Genomic DNA, 19,859 nt, shown 5'->3' with positions numbered 1-19,859 from the left:
CCATGTCGGCGATGCTGCGTCTCGTTCCGCTGTTGGCCGCGCTCGGGCTGGCCGCCGCCTGCTCGTCCGGCGGGGACGGTGGGGACGCCGGGCCAGGGCCGACGCCGATGGGGCGAAGTTTCGTATCGACCAAGGTCGAGGGGACGCCGATCCCCGGCGGCGGGCCGTTGCGGCTCACCTTCGCCGACAATCGGGTGTCGGCCACCTCGGGGTGCAATACCGGCAGCGGGCCGGTGACCTTCGACGGTGACGTGATGCGCGTGTCGGGCATGGCGACCACGCTCATGGCCTGCCCGGACGACCGGTCCGGCGCCGACGGCTGGCAGACCGCACTCCTCCAGTCCGGACCGCGATGGCAGCTCACCGGCGACACCCTGACACTGACCGGTGCCGACCTCACCGTCACTCTGCTGGACAAGAAGGTCGCCGAGCCCGACCGCTCGCTCACCGGCACCACCTGGACCGTCACCGCGTTGCTGCGGCCCGAGGGCCAGGTCCGCTCGCAGGCCCTCGACAATGCTCGGCCGACGCTCACCATCGGCCCGGACGGACAGGTCACCGGCAGCGCCGGGTGCAACCGGATGACGGGCAGCGCCGACATCGCCGGGAGCGATGTCACCTTCCGCATCGCCACCACGCGGATGGCGTGCCCGCCCGAGGTGATGGAGGTCGAACGGCAGGTGCTCGAGGCCCTGGACGGCAAAACCACCGCGACCGTCGACGCCGCGACCCTTACGCTACGCAACCCCGCCAACAACACCGGACTGGTGCTGCGCGCCGAATGAGCCCGGACCATCGCACAGCCCAGGGAGGCGCGATCAACGATCGGGAAGCAGATCTGGACCGCCGGTTCCGTGCCGCCGTCTCCGCGGCGCGCTCGGAGAACCCTTGCGCCCCGGACGAACCGGTGCGCAAGGGTTATCCGTACACCGCGGCCGACTGCCTCGAACTCTTCGACGCCCAGGCCACCAGCCGCCACCTCGATCTGGCCGCACGCCGCCTGACCGCCTCGGGCCGCGGCTATTACAGCATCGGATCGGCTGGGCACGAGGGCAACGCGGCGGTGGCGGCCGCGCTGCGCGTCTCCGATCCCGCACTGCTGCACTATCGTTCGGGCGCGTTCTTCGTGCAACGCAGCCGCCGGGTGCCGGGTTCGGACCCGATCCGGGACGTGCTGCTGGGCGTGGTCGCGGCGGCCGCGGACCCGATTTCCGGTGGCCGCCACAAGGTTTTCGGCAGCAAGCCCGCCGCGGTGATCCCGATGACCTCCACCATCGCCTCGCATCTGCCGCGCGCGGTGGGCCTGGCCTTCGCGCTGGACCGGGCCGACCGGCTGGGCCGGTTCACCGAGTGGCCGGCCGACGCGGTGGTGGTGTGCAGCTTCGGCGACGCCTCGGCCAATCACTCCACCGCCGCGGGGGCCGTCAATGCCGCGATTCACACTGCGCACCAGCGGATTCCGATGCCGATCCTGTTCGTGTGCGAGGACAACGGGGTCGGCCTGAGCGTCCCGACGCCGCCGGAGTGGATCGAGTTCGCGTACGGGTCCCGGCCGGGCATGCGGTATTTCAGCGCCGACGGCTGCCAGCTGCTGCAGGCGCTGTCGGTCGCGGCGAAGGCGGTCGACTGGGTGCGGGAGCATCGCGAACCGGCCTTCCTCCGGCTGCGCACGGTGCGGCTGCTCGGCCATGCCGGGTCGGATGTCGAGTCGTCGTATCGCCGGGCCACCGACATCGCCACCGATCTCGCCCGCGACCCGCTGACCGCCACCGCGTGCCTGCTGGTCACCGCCGGTGTCGCCGACGCCACCGAGGTGATCGCCCGGTACGACGCCCTCGGCGAGCAGGTCGCCGCGGTGGCGGAGGAGGTCGCGGGGGCGCCGAAACTGACGTCGGCCGCGGCCGTCACCGCGCCGCTGGCGCCCGCCGACCCGGACCTCGTCCGCGCCGACGCGCTGCGCACCGAATTCCTGCCGGAGGCACTGCCCGAGTCCGGAGCCGCACGCGCAGAGCACCGCCCGAACCCCGCGGGCGACAGTGCGGCGACCGAAACGGCGGCCCCGGAACAGGACTCGCAGCCGCCGCCGATGACTCTGGCGCAGGCGATCAACCGGACGCTCGCCGAGCTCCTCGAGCGCGATGACGACCTGCTCGTGTTCGGTGAGGACGTCGGGCGCAAGGGCGGGGTGTACGGCGTCACGAAGGGCCTGCAGAAGACGTTCGGCGCCCGGCGCGTCTTCGACACGCTGCTCGACGAGCAGAGCGTGCTCGGTACCGCGCTGGGCGCGGGGACGGCCGGGTTCGTGCCGGTTCCGGAAATCCAGTATCTCGCCTATGTGCACAACGCCCTCGACCAGATCCGGGGCGAGGCCGCGACCCTGCAGTTCTTCGCGACCGGGCAGTACCGCAATCCGCTGGTGGTGCGCATCGCTGCCTACGCCTACCAGAAGGGCTTCGGCGGCCACTTCCACAACGACGATTCCGTTGCGGCACTGCGGGATATCCCCGGCGTGGTGGTCGCCTCCCCCGCCCGCGCCGACGACGCGGCGGCCATGCTGCGCACCTGCGTGTCCGCGGCCCGAGTGGACGGCCGGGTGTGCGTGTTCCTGGAACCGATCGCGCTGTACCACACCCGCGACCTGCACGACTCCGGCGACGAGGGCTGGCTCGCCACGACCACGGGCGCACCCGCCGACATCGGCCGGGCGCGCGTCTACGGCGACGGCGCCGACCTCACCATCGTCACCTTCGCCAACGGTGTCCCCATGAGCCTGCGCGCCGCACGACGCTTGGCCGCCAAAGGAATTCGTGCCCGCGTGCTCGACTTGCGCTGGCTGACACCACTACCCGAGGACGACCTGCTGCGGCACGCCCGCGCCACCGGCCGCGTCCTGATCGCCGACGAGACCCGCCGCAGCGGCGGCGTCTCCGAATCCGTCTGCGCCGCACTGCTCGACGCCGGATTCGACGGCCGCATCGGCCGGGTCACCAGCGCCGACAGTTTCGTCCCGCTCGGCCCCGCCGCGCACACCGTGCTACTCGACGAGGCCGCGATCGAGACGGCCGCCGAGCGACTCACCGGCGCCTGACACACCCCTCAGCGGGCGACGACCGTGGTCGGCAGGGCGGCGAATCCGCGATTGTTGGAGGAGTGGATGCGGCGCACGCCCTCGGTGTCGATGTCGTAGTCGGCGATCCGGTCGACGATCTCCTGCAGTGCGATGCGCAACTCCAGCAGGCCCAAATTGGAGCCGAGGCAGTGGTGACGGCCGCTGCCGAACACCAGTGAGGGGCCGGTGTCGCGGTCCAGGTCGAAGCCGTCCGGGTCGGCGAACACCTCCGGGTCCCGATTGGCCGAGCCGGTGAGCAGCAGCATGCGCGCACCGGCGGGGATGCGCACGCCGTGCAGCTCCGCCTCCTCGGTGGTGGTGCGCAGGTTCGACTGGGTGGGCGGGTCGTATCGCATGCCCTCGGCGATCCAGTCATCGATGCGGCCGTCGAACGCGGCTCGCCGCTGCGCGGGATGCTGCCAACCGGCGTGCCACAGGTTGCCGAGGGTCAGCATCGTGGTCTCGATACCGGCGCCCACCAGCAGAATCAGCACGCCGACGATCTCCTGCGGGCTGAGCCGGTCGTCGCCGTCGGCCGCGTCCAGCAGCCCCGACAGCAGGTCGTCGCCGCGGCTGCGGCTGCGCTCGACGGTCAGTTCGGTGTAGTAGCCGACCAGCGCGCCGATCGCCTGCATCGCCTCCGGGCGCAGGTCGGTGGACTCCTCCTCGGTGTACATGATCTCCATGCCGAGCTTGCGGAGCATCTCCCGATCCGCCTCGGGAACGCCGACCAGCTCCGAGATCACCTCGGTCGGGAACGGTCCGGCGAACTCGACCATCAGATCGAAGTTCCCCCGGGCCACCAGCGGGTCGAGCAGTCCGCGCGCGATCTCGCGCAGGCGGGGCTCCAGCGACTGCACCCGGCGCTGCGTGAACGCCCGGGTGACCAGGCCGCGCATCCGGGTGTGCTTGGGCGGGTCCATCGCGACGAAGGAGAAGAACTGCTCCGCCTGCGGTCCCCAGAACGCCGGCTCCATCCGCAACCCGTTCGCGCTGGAGAAGCGCTGCGAATCGCGCAGCGCCGCAAGCACATCCGCGTGCCGCGACAGCGCCCAGAAGTCGTCGGTCTCGTTGCGGAAGACCGGCGCCTCGGCGCGCAGCCGCGCGTAGTACGGGTACGGGTCGGCGTGGACGGCGAAATCATACGGGCTGTACTGCACTGACATGGCAAGCCTCCGCACGGCGCGCCCGGGGCGCTACCGGATCCGACACTGCGAACTGACATGATCACAGTAGTCGAGAGGAAGGAGGGCGGCGTGGACTCCGAGCAGGCGCCTCCCGGCATCGATGTCACCAAGCCGCACCCGGCCCGCCGGTACGACTACTGGCTGGGTGGCAAGGACAATTTCGAGGCCGACCGCGAGTCGGCGGAAGCGGTCGCCGAGGCCTTTCCCAGTGTGCAGTTCTCCGCTCTCGAGAATCGTGCCTTCCTGCGGCGGGTGGTCACCTATCTGACCGCCGAGGCCGGGATCCGGCAGTTCCTCGATCTGGGCGCCGGGCTGCCGACCGCGGGCAATGTGCACGAGATCGCGCAGGACATCGCGCCCGAATCGCGCATCGTCTACGTCGACAACGACCCGATCGTGCTGATCCATGCCCGCAGCCTGCTGAACAGCCGCCCCGAGGGCCGCACCGCATACCTCGAGGCCGATGTCCGCGAGCCCGACCGCATCCTCACCCATCCCGACCTGCTCGACACGCTGGACCTCACCCGCCCCGTGGCGCTGATGCTGGTCGCCGTGATGCATTTCCTCACCGACGACGACCGGCCCTACGAGGTGGTCGAGCGATTACGCGGCGCGTTACCCTCGGGCAGCTATCTGGTGATGACCCATGCCACCAGCGACCATCTCACCGTCGAGGATCTGGCCCAGAGCGACGAGGCCAACCGCCGCAGCGGCATCCCGTTCCGGCTGCGCTCCACCGCCGAGTTCAGCCGCTTCTTCACCGGCCTCGAGGTGGTGCCGCCGGGCATCGGCTCGGTGATGTCGTGGCGACCGGAGGGCTGGCGCGCCCACCCCCGCCCGGAAGCCGTCTCCATGCTCGGCGCGGTAGCCCGCATTCCCTGACGGCGATACGAATCGGCCCGGCGCCGCCGAAGCGATGCCGGGCCGAATACCGTTGTGCAGCAGATAGTTACGGCAGCGGGCCGCCTGCGGCGATGGCCGACAGGGTGGCGAACTCGTCGCCCTTGAGCGACGCGCCGCCGACCAGTGCGCCGTCCACGTCGGTCTGCGCGATCAGCTCGCCCACGTTCTTGGCGTTGACCGAGCCGCCGTACAGCACGCGCACGGTGGCGGCGATGTCCGGGTCGGCCAGCTGCGCCAACTCGCCCCGCAGCGCACCGCACACCTCCTGCGCGTCGGCGGGGGTGGCGACCCGGCCGGTGCCGATGGCCCACACCGGCTCGTAGGCGATGACGATCTTCGAGATCTCCTCCGCCGACAGGCCTTTCAGCGAACCGCGCAGCTGCTCCAGGTTGTACTGGACGTGCGTCTGCGCCTCCCGGACACCGAGGCCCTCGCCGATGCAGACGATCGGGGTCATCCCGTTGTCGAGCACCTTCTTGGCCTTGGCGGCGACGATGGCGTCGTCCTCGGTGTGGTACTGCCGCCGCTCGGAGTGGCCGACCGCGACGTAGGTGCACCCCAGCTTGGCCAGCATGGGAGCGCTGATCTCGCCGGTGTACGCGCCCGAGTCGTGCGTGGACACATCCTGCGCGCCGTAGGTGATCAGCAGCCGGTCACCCTCCACCAGCGTCTGCACGCTGCGGATGTCGGTGAACGGCGGGAGCACCGCGACGTCGACCTTCGCGAAGTACTTGTCCGGCAGGGCGAAGGCGATCTTCTGCACCAGAGCGATGGCCTCGAGGTGATTGAGGTTCATCTTCCAGTTGCCCGCGATCAGGGGCTTACGTGCCATTATTCGGACTCCCGAGCTGTCTGTTCCAGAACGCTGATGCCCGGAAGTTCCTTGCCCTCCAGGTATTCCAGCGACGCGCCGCCGCCGGTGGAGATGTGCGAGAAACCATCCTCCGGCAGACCCAGCGAACGGACGGCCGCAGCAGAGTCGCCGCCACCGACCACGGTGAACGCGCCCTTGCCGGTGGCCGTGACGATCGCCTCGGCGACGCCGCGGGTACCAGCGGCGAAGTTCTCGAACTCGAACACGCCCATCGGGCCGTTCCAGAACACCGTCTTCGCCTCGGTCAGCAGCGCGGCGAAGCGCTTGGCCGATTCCGCGCCCACGTCCAGGCCCATCCAGCCGTCGGGAATCTCGTGGGCGGGCACCGTCTTCGACTCCGCGTCGGCGGCGAACTTGTCGGCCACCACGATGTCGACGGGCAGGTGGATGACGTCGGCGAAGCGGTCCAGCAGGCCCTTGCAGGTGTCCACCATCTCCGGCTGCAGCAGCGAGGTACCCACCGAAAGACCCTGTGCGGCAAGGAAGGTGAAGCACATGCCGCCGCCGATGACCAGGGTGTCGACCTTCGGCGCCAGCGCCTCGATGACATCGAGCTTGTCGGAGACCTTCGACCCGCCCAGCACGACCGCGTACGGCCGCTCCGGCTCGATCGTCAGCTTCTGCAGCACCTCGACCTCGGCGGCCACCAGAGTGCCCGCGTAGTGCGGCAGCAGCTTCGCCACGTCGTAGACCGACGCCTGCTCGCGGTGCACCACACCGAAGCCGTCGGACACGAACGCGCCGTCGTCGCCGACCAGCTCGACCAGGGCCCGGGCGAGCTTGCCGCGTTCGGCGTCGTCCTTGCTGGTCTCGCGCGGATCGAAGCGGATGTTCTCCAGCAGCAGCACGTCACCGTCGGTGAGGCCCTCCGAGCGCGCGAGCGCGTCCTGGCCCACCACGTCACCGGCGAGCTGGACATTGCGGCCCAGCTCGTCGGCCAGCTTCGCCGCCACGGGGGCCAGCGACAGCTTCGGATCCGGCTCGCCCTTCGGACGGCCCAGGTGCGCGGTGATGACGACCTTCGCTCCGGCCTCGGCCAGCGCCTTGATGGTCGGCACCGAGGCGATGATACGGCCGGGATCGGTGATGGTGCCGCCGTCGAGGGGAACATTCAGGTCGGAGCGCACCAGCACGCCCCGACCCTCGACACCCTCGTTCAGCAGATCCTGAAGTGTCTTGACTGCCATAGCTTTACAGCGACTTGCCGACGAGGCCGATCAGGTCGGCCAGGCGGTTGGAGTAGCCCCACTCGTTGTCGTACCAGGAGTACACCTTGACCTGGTCGTCGATGACCTTCGTCAGCGGCGCGTCGAAGATCGACGAGTGCGGGTCGGTGACGATGTCGCTGGAGACGATCGGGTCGACGCTGTACTTCAGGATGCCCTTCAGCGGCCCCTCGGCGGCCGCCTTGAACGCCGCGTTGATCTCCTCGACGGTCGCCTTCTTCTCCAGGTCCGCGGTCAGGTCGGTGATCGAGCCGGTGGGGATCGGGACGCGCAGCGAGTAACCGTCCAGCTTGCCGTTCAGCTCGGGCAGCACCAGGCCGATGGCCTTCGCCGCACCCGTGCTGGTGGGCACGATGTTCAGGGCGGCGGCGCGGGCGCGGCGCAGGTCCTTGTGCGGGCCGTCCTGCAGGTTCTGGTCCTGGGTGTAGGCGTGGATGGTGGTCATCAGGCCCTTGACGATGCCGAACTCGTCGTTGAGGACCTTGGCCAGCGGGCCCAGGCAGTTGGTGGTGCAGGACGCGTTGGAGATGATGTTCTGGCTGCCGTCGTACTTGTCGTCGTTGACGCCCATGACGACGGTCAGATCCTCGCCCTTGGCGGGCGCGGAGATGATGACCTTCTTGGCGCCGGCGGCCAGGTGGCCCTTCGCCTTGGTGGCGTCGGTGAAGATGCCGGTGGACTCGACCACCACGTCGACGCCGAGGTCGCCCCACGGCAGGGCCGAGGGGCCCTCCTTGATGGCGAGCGCCTTGATCCGCTGGTCGCCGACCACGATGGTGTCGTCGCCGTCGAGCGAGACCTCCTGCGGCAGGCGGCCCAGGATGGAGTCGTACTTCAGCAGCGTCGCCAGCGTGGCGTTGTCGGTGAGGTCGTTGACCGCGACGATCTCGATATCCGTGGTGCCGAGCGCCTTCTGCGCTTCGACCGCCCTGAAGAAGTTCCGACCGATGCGGCCGAAGCCGTTGATACCTACCCGGACAGTCACGTTATCGCTCCTCAGCTTTCAAGCGGATTCGTTCCGTTGCAGATCCACCCTAATGCCCGCGCATTATGCCGCCGCCACGCCCCTCGTGGTCACTGCGCCACATCGGATCTCGGGCCATGGTCGCGGCCGGGCGGGCCTCAGCCCGCGGGCAGTTCCTCGGTGTCGTAGAAGCAGAAGTGGTCCTTGATCTCGGCCACGTCGTCCTTGGGCTGCGGGTAGGCCCACACCAGATCCTGCGCGTCGGGAACCGACCAGTACGAGGCCGTGCCCTTGAACGGGCAGAACGAGGTGGTGTCCGAGGGTGTCAGCAGATCGGTGCGCACGTCCTCCGGCGGGAGGTAGTAGCGCACGGGACAACCGGTCTCGCGCAGCACCAGCGGGCGGCTGCTCTCGGCGAGAATCGTGTCGCCGCGCCGTACTCGCACGTGCTGGGCGCCCTGCTCGACGGTGATGCGATGTCCAACGGTCACGATGGTGTCCTTCGGTCGGGAGCGGAAACGTGCGGTGGGGGCACGCGTCGAGTACAGCGCCGCCCACGGGCCGGTTTCTTCCCGTTCCGCCGGAATCGGGCCGGTCGATTCGACCGGCCCGCTCGGCTCACGCGTCTTCGAGCAGTTCGGCCGTGACCGCGGACTCGGTATCGGGGATGCCCAGTTCCTTGGCGCGCCGGTCGGCCATCGACAGCAGGCGCCGAATGCGGCCTGCCACCGCATCTTTCGTCATCGGCGGGTCGGCCAGCTGGCCCAGTTCCTCCAGCGACGCCTGGCGGTGCTGCACGCGCAGCCGCCCGGCCGCGGCGAGATGGTCGGGCACGTCGTCGCCGAGGATTTCCAGCGCACGCTCCACCCGGGCCGCGGCGGCCACCGCGGCACGCGCCGACCGGCGCAGGTTGGCGTCGTCGAAATTGGCCAGGCGGTTGGCCGTCGCCCGGACCTCGCGGCGCATCCGCCGCTCCTCCCAGGTGAGCCGCGTGTCCTGGGCGCCCATCCGGGTCAGCAGCGCGCCGATCGCCTCGCCGTCGCGCACCACGACGCGATCGGTGCCACGCACCTCGCGCGCCTTGGCCGAAATGCCCATCCGCCGCGCCGCGCCGACGAGCGCCAGTGCGGCCTCCGGACCCGGGCAGCTCACTTCCAGCGCCGACGAGCGGCCGGGCTCGGTGAGCGAGCCGTGCGCGAGAAAGGCGCCCCGCCAAGCGGCCTCCGCGTCACCGATGCTGCCGCCGACCACCTGGGCCGGTAGCCCGCGCACCGGGCGGCCGCGCACATCCAGCAGGCCGGTCTGCCGGGCGAGCGCCTCGCCCTCCTTCGACACCCGCACGACGTACCGGGAGGTCTTGCGCAAACCTCCGGCGCCGAGCACATGCACATCGGAGCCGTAGCCGTACAGCTCGAAGATCTCCCGGCGCAGCCGGCGCGCGATGGATCCCATGTCCACCTCGGCCTCGACGATCACTCTGCCGCCGACGATGTGCAGGCCGCCGGCGAACCGGAGTAGCGCGGACAGTTCCGCCTTGCGTGAGCTCACCTGCGAGACCGACAGACGGCTAAGCTCGTCCTTGACCTCGGCTGTCATCGCCACGAGACCCGCTCCTTTCCACCCAACGCGGACCGCACCTGCTGGCCCATGTGCCGTCCTTCGACTCGAAGCCTTGCTGATTCCGGCCGAGGTTGCCGGATCACCTGATCCAGTGCGGCGGCTAGCTTTCCAGGGTGGTGCCGGTCCGTCCCCGCCTCGGCGACATCAGCGAAGGTTACCCGCGCACGCAGCTGTTCGGCAGCTCTTGCCACATGTTCGCGTTCTCTACCCTCCGGCACGGAGCCGGAATCCACCACCACATCCTCGACCGCGAAATCCGGTGCGTGCTGGGACAATACATGCAGGTGCCGTTCGGCGGAGAATCCGGCCGTCTCCCCCGGCTCGGCAGCGAGGTTGAGTACCAGCACTTTTCGTGCCCTGGTATGTACCAGCGCCGCACGCAATTCGGGCACCAGCACATGCGGAATGACGCTGGTGAACCAGGATCCGGGACCGAGCACCACCACATCGGCGTGCTCGATGGCGGAGGTGGCCTCCGGGCTCGCGGGCGGGTCGGACGGGATCAGGCGGACCCGGCGCACCTTGCCCGGCGTGGTCGCCACCGCGACCTGACCGCGGATGCAGCGGCTCACGCGCGGATCGGCCTCCAGGCCCGACACGTCGGCCTCGATGGTCAGCGCGGTCGGCGACATCGGGAGCACCCGGCCGCTGGTGCGCAGGATCCGGCCCACCTCGTCGAGCGCCGCGACGGGGTCGCCCAGCACCTCCGTCAGACCGGCCACGATCAGATTGCCCACCGAATGACCCGCCAGCGCGCCGGTACCGCCGAAGCGGTGCTGCACCGCGCGGGCCCACACGCCCTCGGTGTCCTCGGCCAGCGCGGCCAGCGCCATGCGCAGATCGCCCGGCGGCAGCATGCCGAGTTCGGCGCGCAGCCGGCCGGAGGAGCCGCCGTCGTCGGCCACGGTGACCACGGCGGTGATGGTGCGGGTGAGGCGGCGGGCCGCGGTCAGGGTCGCGTAGAGCCCGTGCCCGCCGCCGAGCGCGACGAGAGCGGGTTCGGGCTCGCGGCTGTCCGCCGCAGGACCGGTATCGGAGTCGGCCGCGGTGGTTTCGCTATCGGTCATTCGCGCCCCAGATCCCGATGGACCACCCGGACGACGTCGTTGCGGTCGGGTTCTCTGCTCCGGAGTAGCTCGCCCAGTGCCTCCGCTATCGCCACGCTGCGGTGCTTGCCGCCGGTGCAGCCCACTGCCACGGTCATGTAACGCTTCCCCTCTTGGCGGTACCCGTTGGTCGTCAGATCGATCAGGTGGCAACAGGTCCGCAGGTAGTCCTCCGCACCCGGGCGGGACAACACGTACTCGCTGACCACCGAGTCCTGTCCAGTGTGTTCGCGTAACTCCGGTACCCAATGCGGATTGGGTAGGAAACGCAAATCAAACACCATGTCGGCGTCCAGCGGTACTCCGTACTTGAAACCGAACGACTGGATTGTGATCTGCAGGGCGGCGGGCGCGCCGCCCCCGTAAGCCTCCTCGAGGTGCCGGTGTAACTGGTGCACGGACAGCGCCGTGGTGTCGATGACCAGGTCGGCGGCGGTCTTCACCTTCGACAGCCGATTGCGCTCGGCGGCGATGCCCGCGGTGAGGGTGCCGTCGGCGCTCTCACTCTGTAACGGATGGCGGCGGCGGGCGAAACCGAACCGGCGGATCAGCACGTCGTCGGACGCTTCCAGGAAAAGCACCCGGGTGCGCACGCCCGCGCCGCGCAGCTGTTCGGTCACGCCCGACAGATCGCCGGTGAAGAAGCGGCTGCGCACATCCATCACCAGGGCCAGCTTGCGGATCGGCGGATCGGCGGAGGCGCCCAGCTCGACCATCCGCCCGATCAGCTCCGGCGGCAGATTGTCGGCGACGTACCAGCCCAGATCCTCGAGCACCCGCGCCGCCGTGCCCCGGCCCGCGCCTGACAGCCCGGTGACGATGACGACCTCGACACGCGCGCCGTGGCCGGGCCGCGCCTCGGTATCGCCGGGCTGCGGGCGCGCGGGCACGGACGACGGGGTCGCCGCGCTGCTGTTCGATTCGACGCTGGTCATGTCCTACCGGATCCGTGTCTGCCTGTCATGCGATCTTCCTGTCCTGCGCCCGGGCGCGTCGTCCGACACGCGGCAGGAAACCGAGCCGTGACCGTTTCCATCAACCGGTAACACCGCCGGGCGCCGTCATCCGCCGTTCGCCTCGCTCGCGTTCAGGGCCGCCAGCACGGCCTTCGCCGTCGCCACCCCGATACCCGGGACCTCCGTGATCTCCTCCACCGTAGCCTCCTTCAATCGGGCCACGGACCCGAAGTGCATGACCAGCGCGGTGCGCCGGGACGCGCCGAGGCCGCGCACCGAATCCAGCGCCGACGCCGTCATCCGGCGCGAGCGCTTGCTGCGGTGGAAGGTGATGGCGAAGCGGTGCGCCTCGTCGCGGACCCGCTGCAGCAGATACAGCGACTCGCTGGTGCGGGGCATGATCACCGGGTCGGGCTCGCCCGGCACCCACACCTCCTCGAGGCGTTTGGCCAGGCCGATCACCGCGACGTCGGTGATGCCGAGTTCGTCGAGCACCTCGGCGGCCGCGTTCACCTGCGGCAAGCCGCCGTCGACGACGTAGAGATTCGGCGGGTAGGAGAATTTGCGTGGCTTGCCCGTCTTCGGGTCGATGCCCGGCGGGATGTTCGGTTCCGCGTCGTCGCCGGTATCCATGAGCGGGGCCACCTCCGGGGCGGGTACCGGACCGGAGCGGAGGTCGGCGGCCTCCATGGCCTCCAGGTCGCGGCGCAGCCGGTAGAACCGCCGCCGGGTCACCTCGGCGATGCTGCCCACGTCGTCGGAGCGGCCCTCCCCCGCCGCCTCCTTGATCGCGTAGTGGCGGTACTCGGACTTGCGCGGGAGTCCGTCCTCGAACACCACCAGCGAGGCCACCACATCGGTGCCCTGCACGTGGCTGATGTCCACGCACTCGATGCGCAGCGGGGCGCTGTCGAGATCCAGCGCGTCCTGAATGCCTTGCAGCGCAGCCGATCTCGCGGTCAGATCACCGGCGCGCTTGAGTTTGTGCTGGGCCAGGGCCTCGGCGGCGTTGCGCTGCACGGTCTCCATCAGCGCCTTTTTGTCGCCGCGCTGCGGCACCCGCAGCTGCACTCCGGAGCCGCGCAGTTCCGCCAGCCAGCCCTGGATCTGCTCGGTGTCGCCGGGCAGGGTGGGCACCAGCACCTCGCGCGGCACCACCGCGGCGGGCGTCTCGGTGTCGGTGTGCTCGGCGAAGGCCGCCTGTTCACCGTAGAACTGGGTGAGGAACTGCTCGACCAGCGCGGGCAGCTCGCCGCCCGGGTCGACGGCGTCGACGGCGTCACCGGATTTGTCGACCACCCAGCCGCGCTGGCCGCGCACCCGGCCGTCGCGGACGTGGAAGATCTGGACCGCGGCCTCGAGTTCGTCGGTGGCGAAGGCGACCACGTCGGCGTCGGTGCCGGTGCCGAGCACCACCGCCTGCTTCTCCAGCGCGCGCTCCAGCGCCTGCACGTCATCGCGCAGGCGGGCGGCGGTCTCGAAGTCCAGATCCTCGGCGGCGGCCTGCATCTGGCGTTTGAGGTCGCGCACCATCCGGTCGGTCTTGCCGGAGAGGAAGTCGCAGAAGTCCTCGGCGATGCGGCGGTGCTCGTCGGCGCTGACCCGGGAGATGCACGGCGCGGAACACTTGTCGATATAACCGAGCAGGCACGGGCGGCCGATCTGCCGATGCCGTTTGAACACCCCGGCGGAGCAGGTGCGCACCGGGAACACGCGCAGCAGCAGGTCGACCGTCTCGCGGATGGCCCACGCGTGGGCGTACGGGCCGAAGTACCGGACGCCCTTCTTCCGCGCGCCGCGGTAGACGAACACTCGCGGATACTCCTCGTTCATGCTCACCGCGAGCATCGGGTAGGTCTTGTCGTCGCGGTAGCGGACGTTGAACCGCGGGTCGAACTCCTTGATCCAGTTGTATTCCAGCTGAAGGGCTTCCACCTCGGTGGTGACGACCGTCCATTCCACGCTGGCGGCGGTGGTCACCATCTGGCGGGTGCGCGGGTGCAGCGCGGCGATATCGGCGAAGTAGGAGTTCAGCCGGCTGCGCAGACTCTTGGCCTTGCCGACGTAGATGACCTGCCCGAACCCGTCCCGGAACTTGTAGACGCCGGGTTCGAGCGGAATGGTGCCCGGCGCCGGCCGGTAGGTCGCTGGATCTGCCACCCGACAAGCCTATCGACCGGCCCCGACATCCCCCGGAAGCCTCCGGTGTGCGGGACTCGGGTCCCGCGGCCGACGATCAGATGGGCCGCAGAGGTCCGATGAAAGTACCGGGGTGGGTGGCCGCGTCCTGGCGCTGCACGCTCGCGCCGGCCGGCCACGGGGCCCGTAGCGGGGTGGTGGTGTCCGGCGGGGTGACGACGAGGGTGGCCGGCACCCAGCCATCCGGACCGCCCGACAGATAGGTCAGCTCGCTGCGCACCGCGGCGCCGGGCTCGACGGTCACCAGAGCGAAGTCGGCCTGCTGCCGGGGCAGCTGGTAGGCGGAGCCGAAGGCCGGATCCTCCGGGCCCACCAGCTCCGCCTCCGGAAAGCCATGCACCGCACAGCTTTGCGCCGACTTGTTGGTCAGCACCACCGTCAGCTGGTTCTGGCCCGGGACCGGAGCGTCGAATTGCAGGATGTTCAGGTTCAGGGTCTCGGCAGCGCAGGCCGGCGGCTGGGCGGAGCTGGTCGTCGCCGGTACCACCAGCGCGGCCAGGACCGCCGCGCCGGTGCCGGCCAGTGCTGTGATGCGCCACTTCGTCGAGTTCATGGTTCCCTTCGGGTCATCGGGCGAGCCCTGTCGACCCTAGGCGAGCCCGCCGCCCCTGTCCGGCCGTCTGCCCTCACCCGCCGGGCCGCCGATGTTGCCGCAGCGCGTCGTGATTCGCTAGCGTGCGCCCGTGGAACAACCGCCTGTGCGTCGGTCGGCGCGAATCCTCTTGGTGGACACCGACGATCGAATTCTGCTGTTCCGCTTCGCCCGGCGGCCCACGGAAACCTCCGGCGACTACTGGATCACGCCGGGCGGCGGCGTGCACGAGGCCGAGCCGCTCGCCCGGGCCGCCGCGCGGGAACTGCGCGAGGAGACGGGCCTGGTGGTCACGCCCGCCGACATCGGTACGCCGGTCGCGGTCACCGGTGGCTACGCCGACATTCCCGGCTGGCTCTCGGGCGAGTTCCGGGACGTGTTCTTCTTCTGCCGCACCACCCCGTACGACATCGACACCGCCGCGATGGAAACCTTCGAACGCGGCGCCGTGCGCGGCCACCGCTGGTGGACGCTCGACGAGTTGTCGGCCACCAGCGAGACGATCTACCCGCTCGGGCTGGCCGCGCTACTGCCCGAGCTGATCGCGGGCCGCCTTCCGGCCGAGCCGGTCACCCTGCCCTGGCACCACTGATCAGCGGCGGACCGGCGCGTCCCCGCGCTACCGCTTGCGACCGGTGAACTCGTCCATCGAGTGGTAGACGCCGACGGTGTCGAGATAGAAGTCGCGGACCTTCAGCGGCAGCAGACCGGATACGGCGCGGTTGAACCGCGAGGTCCACGGCATGACCACCAGCGGCGCGCCCTTCTTCATCTGGGTCCACGCCGTCTCGACCGCTTCCTCCTGCTCGATGATGGGCGTGAACCAGAAACCCTTGGCGCCCTCGAACATTCCGGTGTTGATGTAGGTCGGGCAGAAGGTGGTGACCTTGACGTGGTCGTTGCCGGACTGCTCCAGCTCCAGCCGCACCGAATCCGACCAGCCCAGCGCCGCCCACTTCGACCCGGCGTAGACGCTCATGCGCGGATTGGCCACCAGGGCCGCCGACGAGGCGATGTTCAGCACCCGCGCGGGCGTCCGGCCGGACACCATCGCCGGGAGGAATTCCAGCGTGATGTACATCGGCGCAAGGGAATTGATCGCCACCGTCTTGTCGATATCGGCCCGGTCGCGCGTCTCCCAGAAGTACCCGTTGCCCCGCACGATGCCCGCGTTGTTCACCAGGACGTCGATATCACCGACGTCCGCGCGCACCGAGGCCGCCGCCTCGGCGATGGCCGCCGCATCCGACACGTCGACCACGTAGTGGTGCACCCGCGAGGTGCCCGCCGCCGCGAGTTCGGCGGCCGTCTCCTTCAGCGCCTGCTCGTTGACGTCCCACAGCACGACGTCGGCGGCCAGCTCCCGCACCGCGCGCTCGGCGAAGGACTTGCCCAGCCCCATCGCCGCCCCGGTGATCAGCACCTGCCGCCCGGCAACCGTGTCCATATCCATCACTTCCCCTGTCGTTTCCCGCCGGATCACTTCTGCCGCAAGGCCTTCATCACGCCGAAGTACAGCGTCAGCGTCTTGGCCCACACCGCCTCGGACATGCCCGGCAGCGGCGCGATCGGCAGCGCCCGCTGCACGGCGATGGTCTGGGTGTCGATGTACTTCAGCAGCCCCTCCGGGCCGTGCCGACGCCCGCCGCCGGAGATGCCCAAGCCGCCGGAGGGAGCGGCCACGCTGCCCCAGGCCGCGATGAAACCCTCGTTCACATTCACCGATCCGGCGTGGATGCGGGCGGCGATCTCCCGGGCCCGCGCCGTATTCCGGCTCCACACACTGGCATTCAGGCCGTAGGCGGTGTCGTTGGCCTGCTCGACCGCCTCGTCGTCGCTGTGCACCCGGTACACCGACACCACCGGCCCGAAGGTCTCCTCCCGGTACACCGTCATCCCCGGCCGCACATTCTCGAGAATCGTCGGCTCGTAGAAGTACGGGCCCAGGTCGGGCCGGGCGCGCCCACCCGCGCGCACCGTGGCGCCCTGGGCCACGGCGTCGTCGACATGCGCGGCGACGGTGTCGATCTGGCGCGGGAAGGTCAGCGAACCGATCTCGTAGGAGTAGCCCAGCGCCGCGCCGAGCCGCAATTTCGCGGTGTGCCCGGCGAATTCGGTGACGAAGCGGTCATACACGCTGTCGTGCACGTAGATTCGCTCGATCGACTCGCAGAGCTGCCCGGCCGAGGCGAAGCAGGCCCGCACCGCGATCTTGGCCGCCGCCGACACGTCCGCGTCGGCGAGTACCAGCAGCGGATTCTTGCCGCCCAGTTCCAGCGAGTAGCCGATCAGCCGCTCCCCTGCCTGGCGGGCGATGGTGCGGCCGGTCGCGCTGGAACCGGTGTAGTCCACGAAATCGGCGCGGGCGATCACCTCGCCGCCGATTACCGACCCGCGCCCGAGCACCGCCTGCCACAGACCCTTCGGCAGGCCCGCGCGCTCGGCGGCATCGATGGCCCACAGCGCGGTGAGTGCGGTCTGGTTGTCCGGCCGCGCGACCACCGCGTTGCCCGCCATCAGCGCGGGCAGCGCGTCGGAGGCGGCCAGCGCCAGCGGATAGTTCCACGGCGAGATCACCGCGACGACCCCCTTGGGCCGGTTCCGCACCTCCACCCGCGTCAGCACCGGCAGCACGCCCCGCGGCGAGCGGGTGGCCAGCAGCTTCTCCGCCGCGGCGGCGTAGTACCGGGCGTTCACCGCGACATCGCCGACCTCGTCGAAGGCGTGCACCCGGGACTTGCCGGATTCCAGCTGCACGATGTCGAGGATGGCGTCCTGCTCGGCGAGCACCAGGTCGTGGAACCGGCGCAGCACGGCGGCCCGCTCCCGCACCGGCACCCGCGCCCACCGGCGCTGCGCCTCCCGCGCGACGGTGAAGGCGGCATCGATATCCGCCGTGGACGACTGCGGCAGATCGGCGATCTTGCGCCCGGTCGCGGGGGCGAACACCTCGACCGCGGGGGCGCCGCCGGCGGTCGCGTGGGCGAGCAATCGCCGCACCAGCGACTCCGGAAGCGCGTCGGCGGGGGCCAGTTGCGGGGCGGTCGTCATCGTCGGCCCTCTCGATCGGCGGAACATGAATTAGTTGAACACCAGTGTTAGCTTAACACCGGTGTTAGATTAATCGAGTTCAGGCGCGCAGTGTCAAGCGCCGGGTACCGAACTGGGAGGAATCACAGATGCCGCGCGACGCTGTGTCCACACCGCACAGCCGCGCCCGTCGCGGCCGCCCGCCGCAGACCCGCGAGCAGGCCGACGAGGTGCGCGCCCGGATCGTGCTGGCCGCCGCGGACGTGTTCACCGCGCACGGTTCGCGCGGGCTCAATGTCGCGCGCATCATCGATCGGGCCGGTCTCGCCCGGCCGACCTTCTACCGGTATTTCGCCAATGCCGAAGCCCCGCTGCATGTTCTGCTCACCGCCTCCAACGAGGGACTGGTCGGCGGTATCCGCGAGGCCCTGGAGAATTCCGACGAACCGGTGCAGCTGGGCATCGGCCTCATCGACGCCTATCTCGACTGGGCGCGCGGCCATGGGGCCATGCTGCGCCCGGTCTTCGCCGAACTCCACGATCCGGCGTCGCCCGTATCGATCTATCGCGAGGAGGCGTTCGACGACATCCGCGCGCTGGTCCGCGCGAAGTTCGCCGCCCTCGGGCGACCGCTGCCCAGCCCGCTGGATCTCGATACGGCGCTGCAGGTCTGCGAATTCGTCGTGTACCGGGTGTCCGCGGCCGCCGCGCCGGGCGGCGAACCGGCGCCCGAGGAGGTGGCCGCGGCCCGGCTGACGATGATCCGCAGTGTGCTGGTCACGCTCGGCCGGCGCGAGGACGTCGAGCTCGCGCTGACGATCCCCGGCATCTTCGAGGCGACCGGTTGATCGTTATTCGCCGTCGAGATACACCGGCAGCGTCGCGTGACCGTTGGAAATGAAACTGCCCACCGGCGCCAATTCCTTAGGGTCCGTGGCGAATCGCAGCTTCGGGAATCGCTGGAACAGCGCGGGCAGCGCCATGGTCGCCTCGAGCCGGGCCAGCGGCGCGCCGAGGCAGTGGTGCGCGCCGTACCCGAACGCCACGTGCTGGTCCTTGGTCTTGCGGCGAATGTCGAACTCGTCGCTGGTGTCGCCGTGGATCTTCGGGTCCCGGCTCGCCCCGGCGTAGGAGGCGAGAATGGCTTCCCCCTTGGGAATTCGGTATCCGCCGTCGATCTCGATGTCCTCGACCGCGTAGCGCAAGGGCAGATGAGCCACCGGCGCCTGATAGCGCAGCGTCTCCTCCACCAGATCCGACCACGGCACCTCGCCGGAGACCACCGCGGCGCGCTGCCCCGGATGCGTCAGCAGCGCGGTGATCGCCTGGTCGAGCAGGTTGACCGTGGTCTCGTGGCCGGCGTTGATCACCAGCATCAGGGTGTCGACGAGTTCCTTCTCGGTCAGCTGCGAGCCGTCGTCCTCGTCGCGGGTGGTGATCAGCACGCTGGTGATGTCGTCGCCGGGCTGTTCGCGGCGATACGCGACGAGTTCGCTGACCAGCCGGAACATCTCCAGGTAGTTGGCCTGCGCCTGCTCGGGCGTGAACGAGGTATCGAAGAACCCGTCCACGCACGTGTGCATCGGCGGGCCGAGATGCTCTGGCACACCCATCAATTCGGTGATGACGCGGATCGGGACCGGGTAGGCGTAGCGGCTGCGCAGATCCGCCACCTCGCCGGGCGGAGTGGTCGCCAGATCGTCGAGGAGGTCGGTGATCAGTTCCTCGATGCGCGGCCGCAGCGCGGTGGTGCGGCGGTGCGTGAACGCCGGGGACACCAGCTTGCGCAGCCGCCGATGGTCCTTGCCGTAGGCGGTGAACATGCTGTCCACGGCCACCCACGGCAGCAGCGGCCAGGACTCGGTGATCTCGCCGTTGATGAAGGCCGCCCAATGCTGGCGCGGATCCTTCGACACCCGCGAATCGGCCAGCAGGCTCCGTAGCACCGCCTGATCGGTGACCGACCAGGCCGGCACCCCACCGGGAAGCACCACCTCGGCGATCGGGCCGCGCTCGCGGATTCGCGCCGACTCGGCCTGGATATCGGTACCGGCGAGGTCCAGGACAATCGGATCGTGCGCCATCGGGGGTTC

General features: G+C 69.9%; 18 protein-coding genes. 5 read left to right on the top strand and 13 right to left on the bottom strand.

Annotated features, from left to right (window positions below):
• Positions 1-2: 2 nt before the first annotated feature.
• Both ACFMRZ_RS02205 and ACFMRZ_RS02200 read left to right on the top strand, forming a co-directional pair.
• A complete protein-coding gene (locus tag ACFMRZ_RS02205; protein WP_400177662.1) occupies positions 3-785 on the top strand; it encodes an META domain-containing protein in 783 nt (260 codons plus the stop codon).
• Positions 782-3,088 (top strand): transketolase C-terminal domain-containing protein, encoded by a 2,307-nt coding sequence (locus ACFMRZ_RS02200; protein ID WP_400177661.1) that lies wholly within the window; start codon positions 782-784, stop codon positions 3,086-3,088. The genes ACFMRZ_RS02205 and ACFMRZ_RS02200 overlap by 4 nt, the downstream gene beginning before the upstream one ends.
• Positions 3,089-3,096: 8 nt before the next feature.
• On the opposite strand, the gene ACFMRZ_RS02195 is transcribed toward ACFMRZ_RS02200, so the two are convergent.
• The gene (locus tag ACFMRZ_RS02195) at positions 3,097-4,275 is read right to left on the bottom strand and encodes a cytochrome P450 (RefSeq protein WP_400177660.1); all 1,179 of its coding nucleotides are present in this window, start codon (positions 4,273-4,275) and stop codon (positions 3,097-3,099) included.
• A 90-nt stretch (positions 4,276-4,365) separates the two neighbouring features.
• Here ACFMRZ_RS02195 and ACFMRZ_RS02190 point away from each other — a divergent pair, with 90 nt between their 5' ends.
• Positions 4,366-5,178, top strand: coding sequence for an SAM-dependent methyltransferase (locus tag ACFMRZ_RS02190; protein ID WP_400177659.1), 813 nt, complete (start codon positions 4,366-4,368; stop codon positions 5,176-5,178).
• Between the two features lie 67 nt (positions 5,179-5,245).
• Here ACFMRZ_RS02190 and tpiA read toward each other — a convergent pair whose 3' ends face one another.
• From tpiA to ACFMRZ_RS02145, 9 genes are all read right to left on the bottom strand, one after another.
• Positions 5,246-6,031, bottom strand: a complete 786-nt coding sequence (gene tpiA, locus ACFMRZ_RS02185; RefSeq protein ID WP_400177658.1) for a triose-phosphate isomerase — start codon at positions 6,029-6,031, stop codon at positions 5,246-5,248.
• Positions 6,031-7,260, bottom strand: coding sequence for a phosphoglycerate kinase (locus ACFMRZ_RS02180; protein WP_400177657.1), 1,230 nt, complete (start codon positions 7,258-7,260; stop codon positions 6,031-6,033). The genes tpiA and ACFMRZ_RS02180 overlap by 1 nt, the downstream gene beginning before the upstream one ends.
• A gap of 4 nt (positions 7,261-7,264) precedes the next feature.
• A complete protein-coding gene (gene gap, locus ACFMRZ_RS02175; protein ID WP_280274899.1) occupies positions 7,265-8,284 on the bottom strand; it encodes a type I glyceraldehyde-3-phosphate dehydrogenase in 1,020 nt (339 codons plus the stop codon).
• A 137-nt stretch (positions 8,285-8,421) separates the two neighbouring features.
• Complete coding sequence (locus tag ACFMRZ_RS02170; RefSeq protein ID WP_400177656.1) at positions 8,422-8,754, bottom strand: DUF427 domain-containing protein; 333 nt, start codon at positions 8,752-8,754, stop codon at positions 8,422-8,424.
• Between the two features lie 127 nt (positions 8,755-8,881).
• A complete protein-coding gene (whiA, locus tag ACFMRZ_RS02165; RefSeq protein ID WP_195106658.1) occupies positions 8,882-9,865 on the bottom strand; it encodes a DNA-binding protein WhiA in 984 nt (327 codons plus the stop codon).
• Positions 9,856-10,950, bottom strand: coding sequence for a uridine diphosphate-N-acetylglucosamine-binding protein YvcK (yvcK, locus tag ACFMRZ_RS02160; protein ID WP_280275672.1), 1,095 nt, complete (start codon positions 10,948-10,950; stop codon positions 9,856-9,858). Before yvcK ends, whiA begins: the two co-directional genes overlap by 10 nt.
• Positions 10,947-11,924, bottom strand: coding sequence for an RNase adapter RapZ (gene rapZ / locus ACFMRZ_RS02155; RefSeq protein ID WP_280275671.1), 978 nt, complete (start codon positions 11,922-11,924; stop codon positions 10,947-10,949). The genes yvcK and rapZ overlap by 4 nt, the downstream gene beginning before the upstream one ends.
• A 126-nt stretch (positions 11,925-12,050) precedes the next feature.
• Positions 12,051-14,105 carry an excinuclease ABC subunit UvrC gene (gene uvrC / locus ACFMRZ_RS02150; protein ID WP_400177655.1) on the bottom strand — a complete coding sequence of 685 codons (2,055 nt, stop codon included), beginning with the start codon at positions 14,103-14,105 and terminating at the stop codon, positions 12,051-12,053.
• A gap of 76 nt (positions 14,106-14,181) precedes the next feature.
• Positions 14,182-14,697 (bottom strand): DUF4232 domain-containing protein, encoded by a 516-nt coding sequence (locus ACFMRZ_RS02145; RefSeq protein ID WP_400177654.1) that lies wholly within the window; start codon positions 14,695-14,697, stop codon positions 14,182-14,184.
• A gap of 130 nt (positions 14,698-14,827) precedes the next feature.
• Between ACFMRZ_RS02145 and ACFMRZ_RS02140 the strand changes: the two genes are divergently transcribed.
• On the top strand, positions 14,828-15,328 hold the full coding sequence (locus ACFMRZ_RS02140) for an NUDIX hydrolase (RefSeq protein ID WP_400177653.1): 501 nt from the start codon (positions 14,828-14,830) through the stop codon (positions 15,326-15,328).
• A gap of 27 nt (positions 15,329-15,355) precedes the next feature.
• On the opposite strand, the gene ACFMRZ_RS02135 is transcribed toward ACFMRZ_RS02140, so the two are convergent.
• Both ACFMRZ_RS02135 and ACFMRZ_RS02130 read right to left on the bottom strand, forming a co-directional pair.
• Positions 15,356-16,189 carry an SDR family NAD(P)-dependent oxidoreductase gene (locus tag ACFMRZ_RS02135; RefSeq protein ID WP_400177652.1) on the bottom strand — a complete coding sequence of 278 codons (834 nt, stop codon included), beginning with the start codon at positions 16,187-16,189 and terminating at the stop codon, positions 15,356-15,358.
• A 26-nt stretch (positions 16,190-16,215) separates the two neighbouring features.
• Positions 16,216-17,787, bottom strand: a complete 1,572-nt coding sequence (locus ACFMRZ_RS02130) for a succinic semialdehyde dehydrogenase (RefSeq protein ID WP_400177651.1) — start codon at positions 17,785-17,787, stop codon at positions 16,216-16,218.
• 128 nt (positions 17,788-17,915) lie between these two features.
• Here ACFMRZ_RS02130 and ACFMRZ_RS02125 point away from each other — a divergent pair, with 128 nt between their 5' ends.
• On the top strand, positions 17,916-18,614 hold the full coding sequence (locus ACFMRZ_RS02125; RefSeq protein ID WP_400177650.1) for a TetR/AcrR family transcriptional regulator: 699 nt from the start codon (positions 17,916-17,918) through the stop codon (positions 18,612-18,614).
• Between the two features lie 3 nt (positions 18,615-18,617).
• On the opposite strand, the gene ACFMRZ_RS02120 is transcribed toward ACFMRZ_RS02125, so the two are convergent.
• On the bottom strand, positions 18,618-19,850 hold the full coding sequence (locus ACFMRZ_RS02120; protein WP_400177649.1) for a cytochrome P450: 1,233 nt from the start codon (positions 19,848-19,850) through the stop codon (positions 18,618-18,620).
• Between the last annotated feature and the right edge of the window lie 9 nt (positions 19,851-19,859).

It is taken from the genome of Nocardia sp. N2S4-5 (assembly GCF_044628355.1).
Lineage (GTDB): Bacteria > Actinomycetota > Actinomycetes > Mycobacteriales > Mycobacteriaceae > Nocardia > Nocardia wallacei_B.
The sequence above is the reverse complement of the archived record's forward strand: the minus strand, read 5'-3'. Positions and strand labels throughout refer to the sequence as shown.

What these genes read in the sequence shown, in the direction of transcription:
- ACFMRZ_RS02205 (WP_400177662.1), top strand. Translation starts at nt 3, where the DNA reads ATGTCGGCGATGCTGCGTCTCGTTCCGCTGTTGGCCGCGCTCGGGCTG.
- ACFMRZ_RS02200 (WP_400177661.1), top strand. Translation starts at nt 782, where the DNA reads ATGAGCCCGGACCATCGCACAGCCCAGGGAGGCGCGATCAACGATCGG.
- ACFMRZ_RS02195 (WP_400177660.1), bottom strand. Translation starts at nt 4,275, where the DNA reads ATGTCAGTGCAGTACAGCCCGTATGATTTCGCCGTCCACGCCGACCCG.
- tpiA (WP_400177658.1), bottom strand. Translation starts at nt 6,031, where the DNA reads ATGGCACGTAAGCCCCTGATCGCGGGCAACTGGAAGATGAACCTCAAT.
- ACFMRZ_RS02180 (WP_400177657.1), bottom strand. Translation starts at nt 7,260, where the DNA reads ATGGCAGTCAAGACACTTCAGGATCTGCTGAACGAGGGTGTCGAGGGT.
- yvcK (WP_280275672.1), bottom strand. Translation starts at nt 10,950, where the DNA reads ATGACCGATAGCGAAACCACCGCGGCCGACTCCGATACCGGTCCTGCG.
- rapZ (WP_280275671.1), bottom strand. Translation starts at nt 11,924, where the DNA reads ATGACCAGCGTCGAATCGAACAGCAGCGCGGCGACCCCGTCGTCCGTG.
- ACFMRZ_RS02145 (WP_400177654.1), bottom strand. Translation starts at nt 14,697, where the DNA reads ATGAACTCGACGAAGTGGCGCATCACAGCACTGGCCGGCACCGGCGCG.
- ACFMRZ_RS02135 (WP_400177652.1), bottom strand. Translation starts at nt 16,189, where the DNA reads ATGGATATGGACACGGTTGCCGGGCGGCAGGTGCTGATCACCGGGGCG.
- ACFMRZ_RS02130 (WP_400177651.1), bottom strand. Translation starts at nt 17,787, where the DNA reads ATGACGACCGCCCCGCAACTGGCCCCCGCCGACGCGCTTCCGGAGTCG.
- ACFMRZ_RS02125 (WP_400177650.1), top strand. Translation starts at nt 17,916, where the DNA reads ATGCCGCGCGACGCTGTGTCCACACCGCACAGCCGCGCCCGTCGCGGC.
- ACFMRZ_RS02120 (WP_400177649.1), bottom strand. Translation starts at nt 19,850, where the DNA reads ATGGCGCACGATCCGATTGTCCTGGACCTCGCCGGTACCGATATCCAG.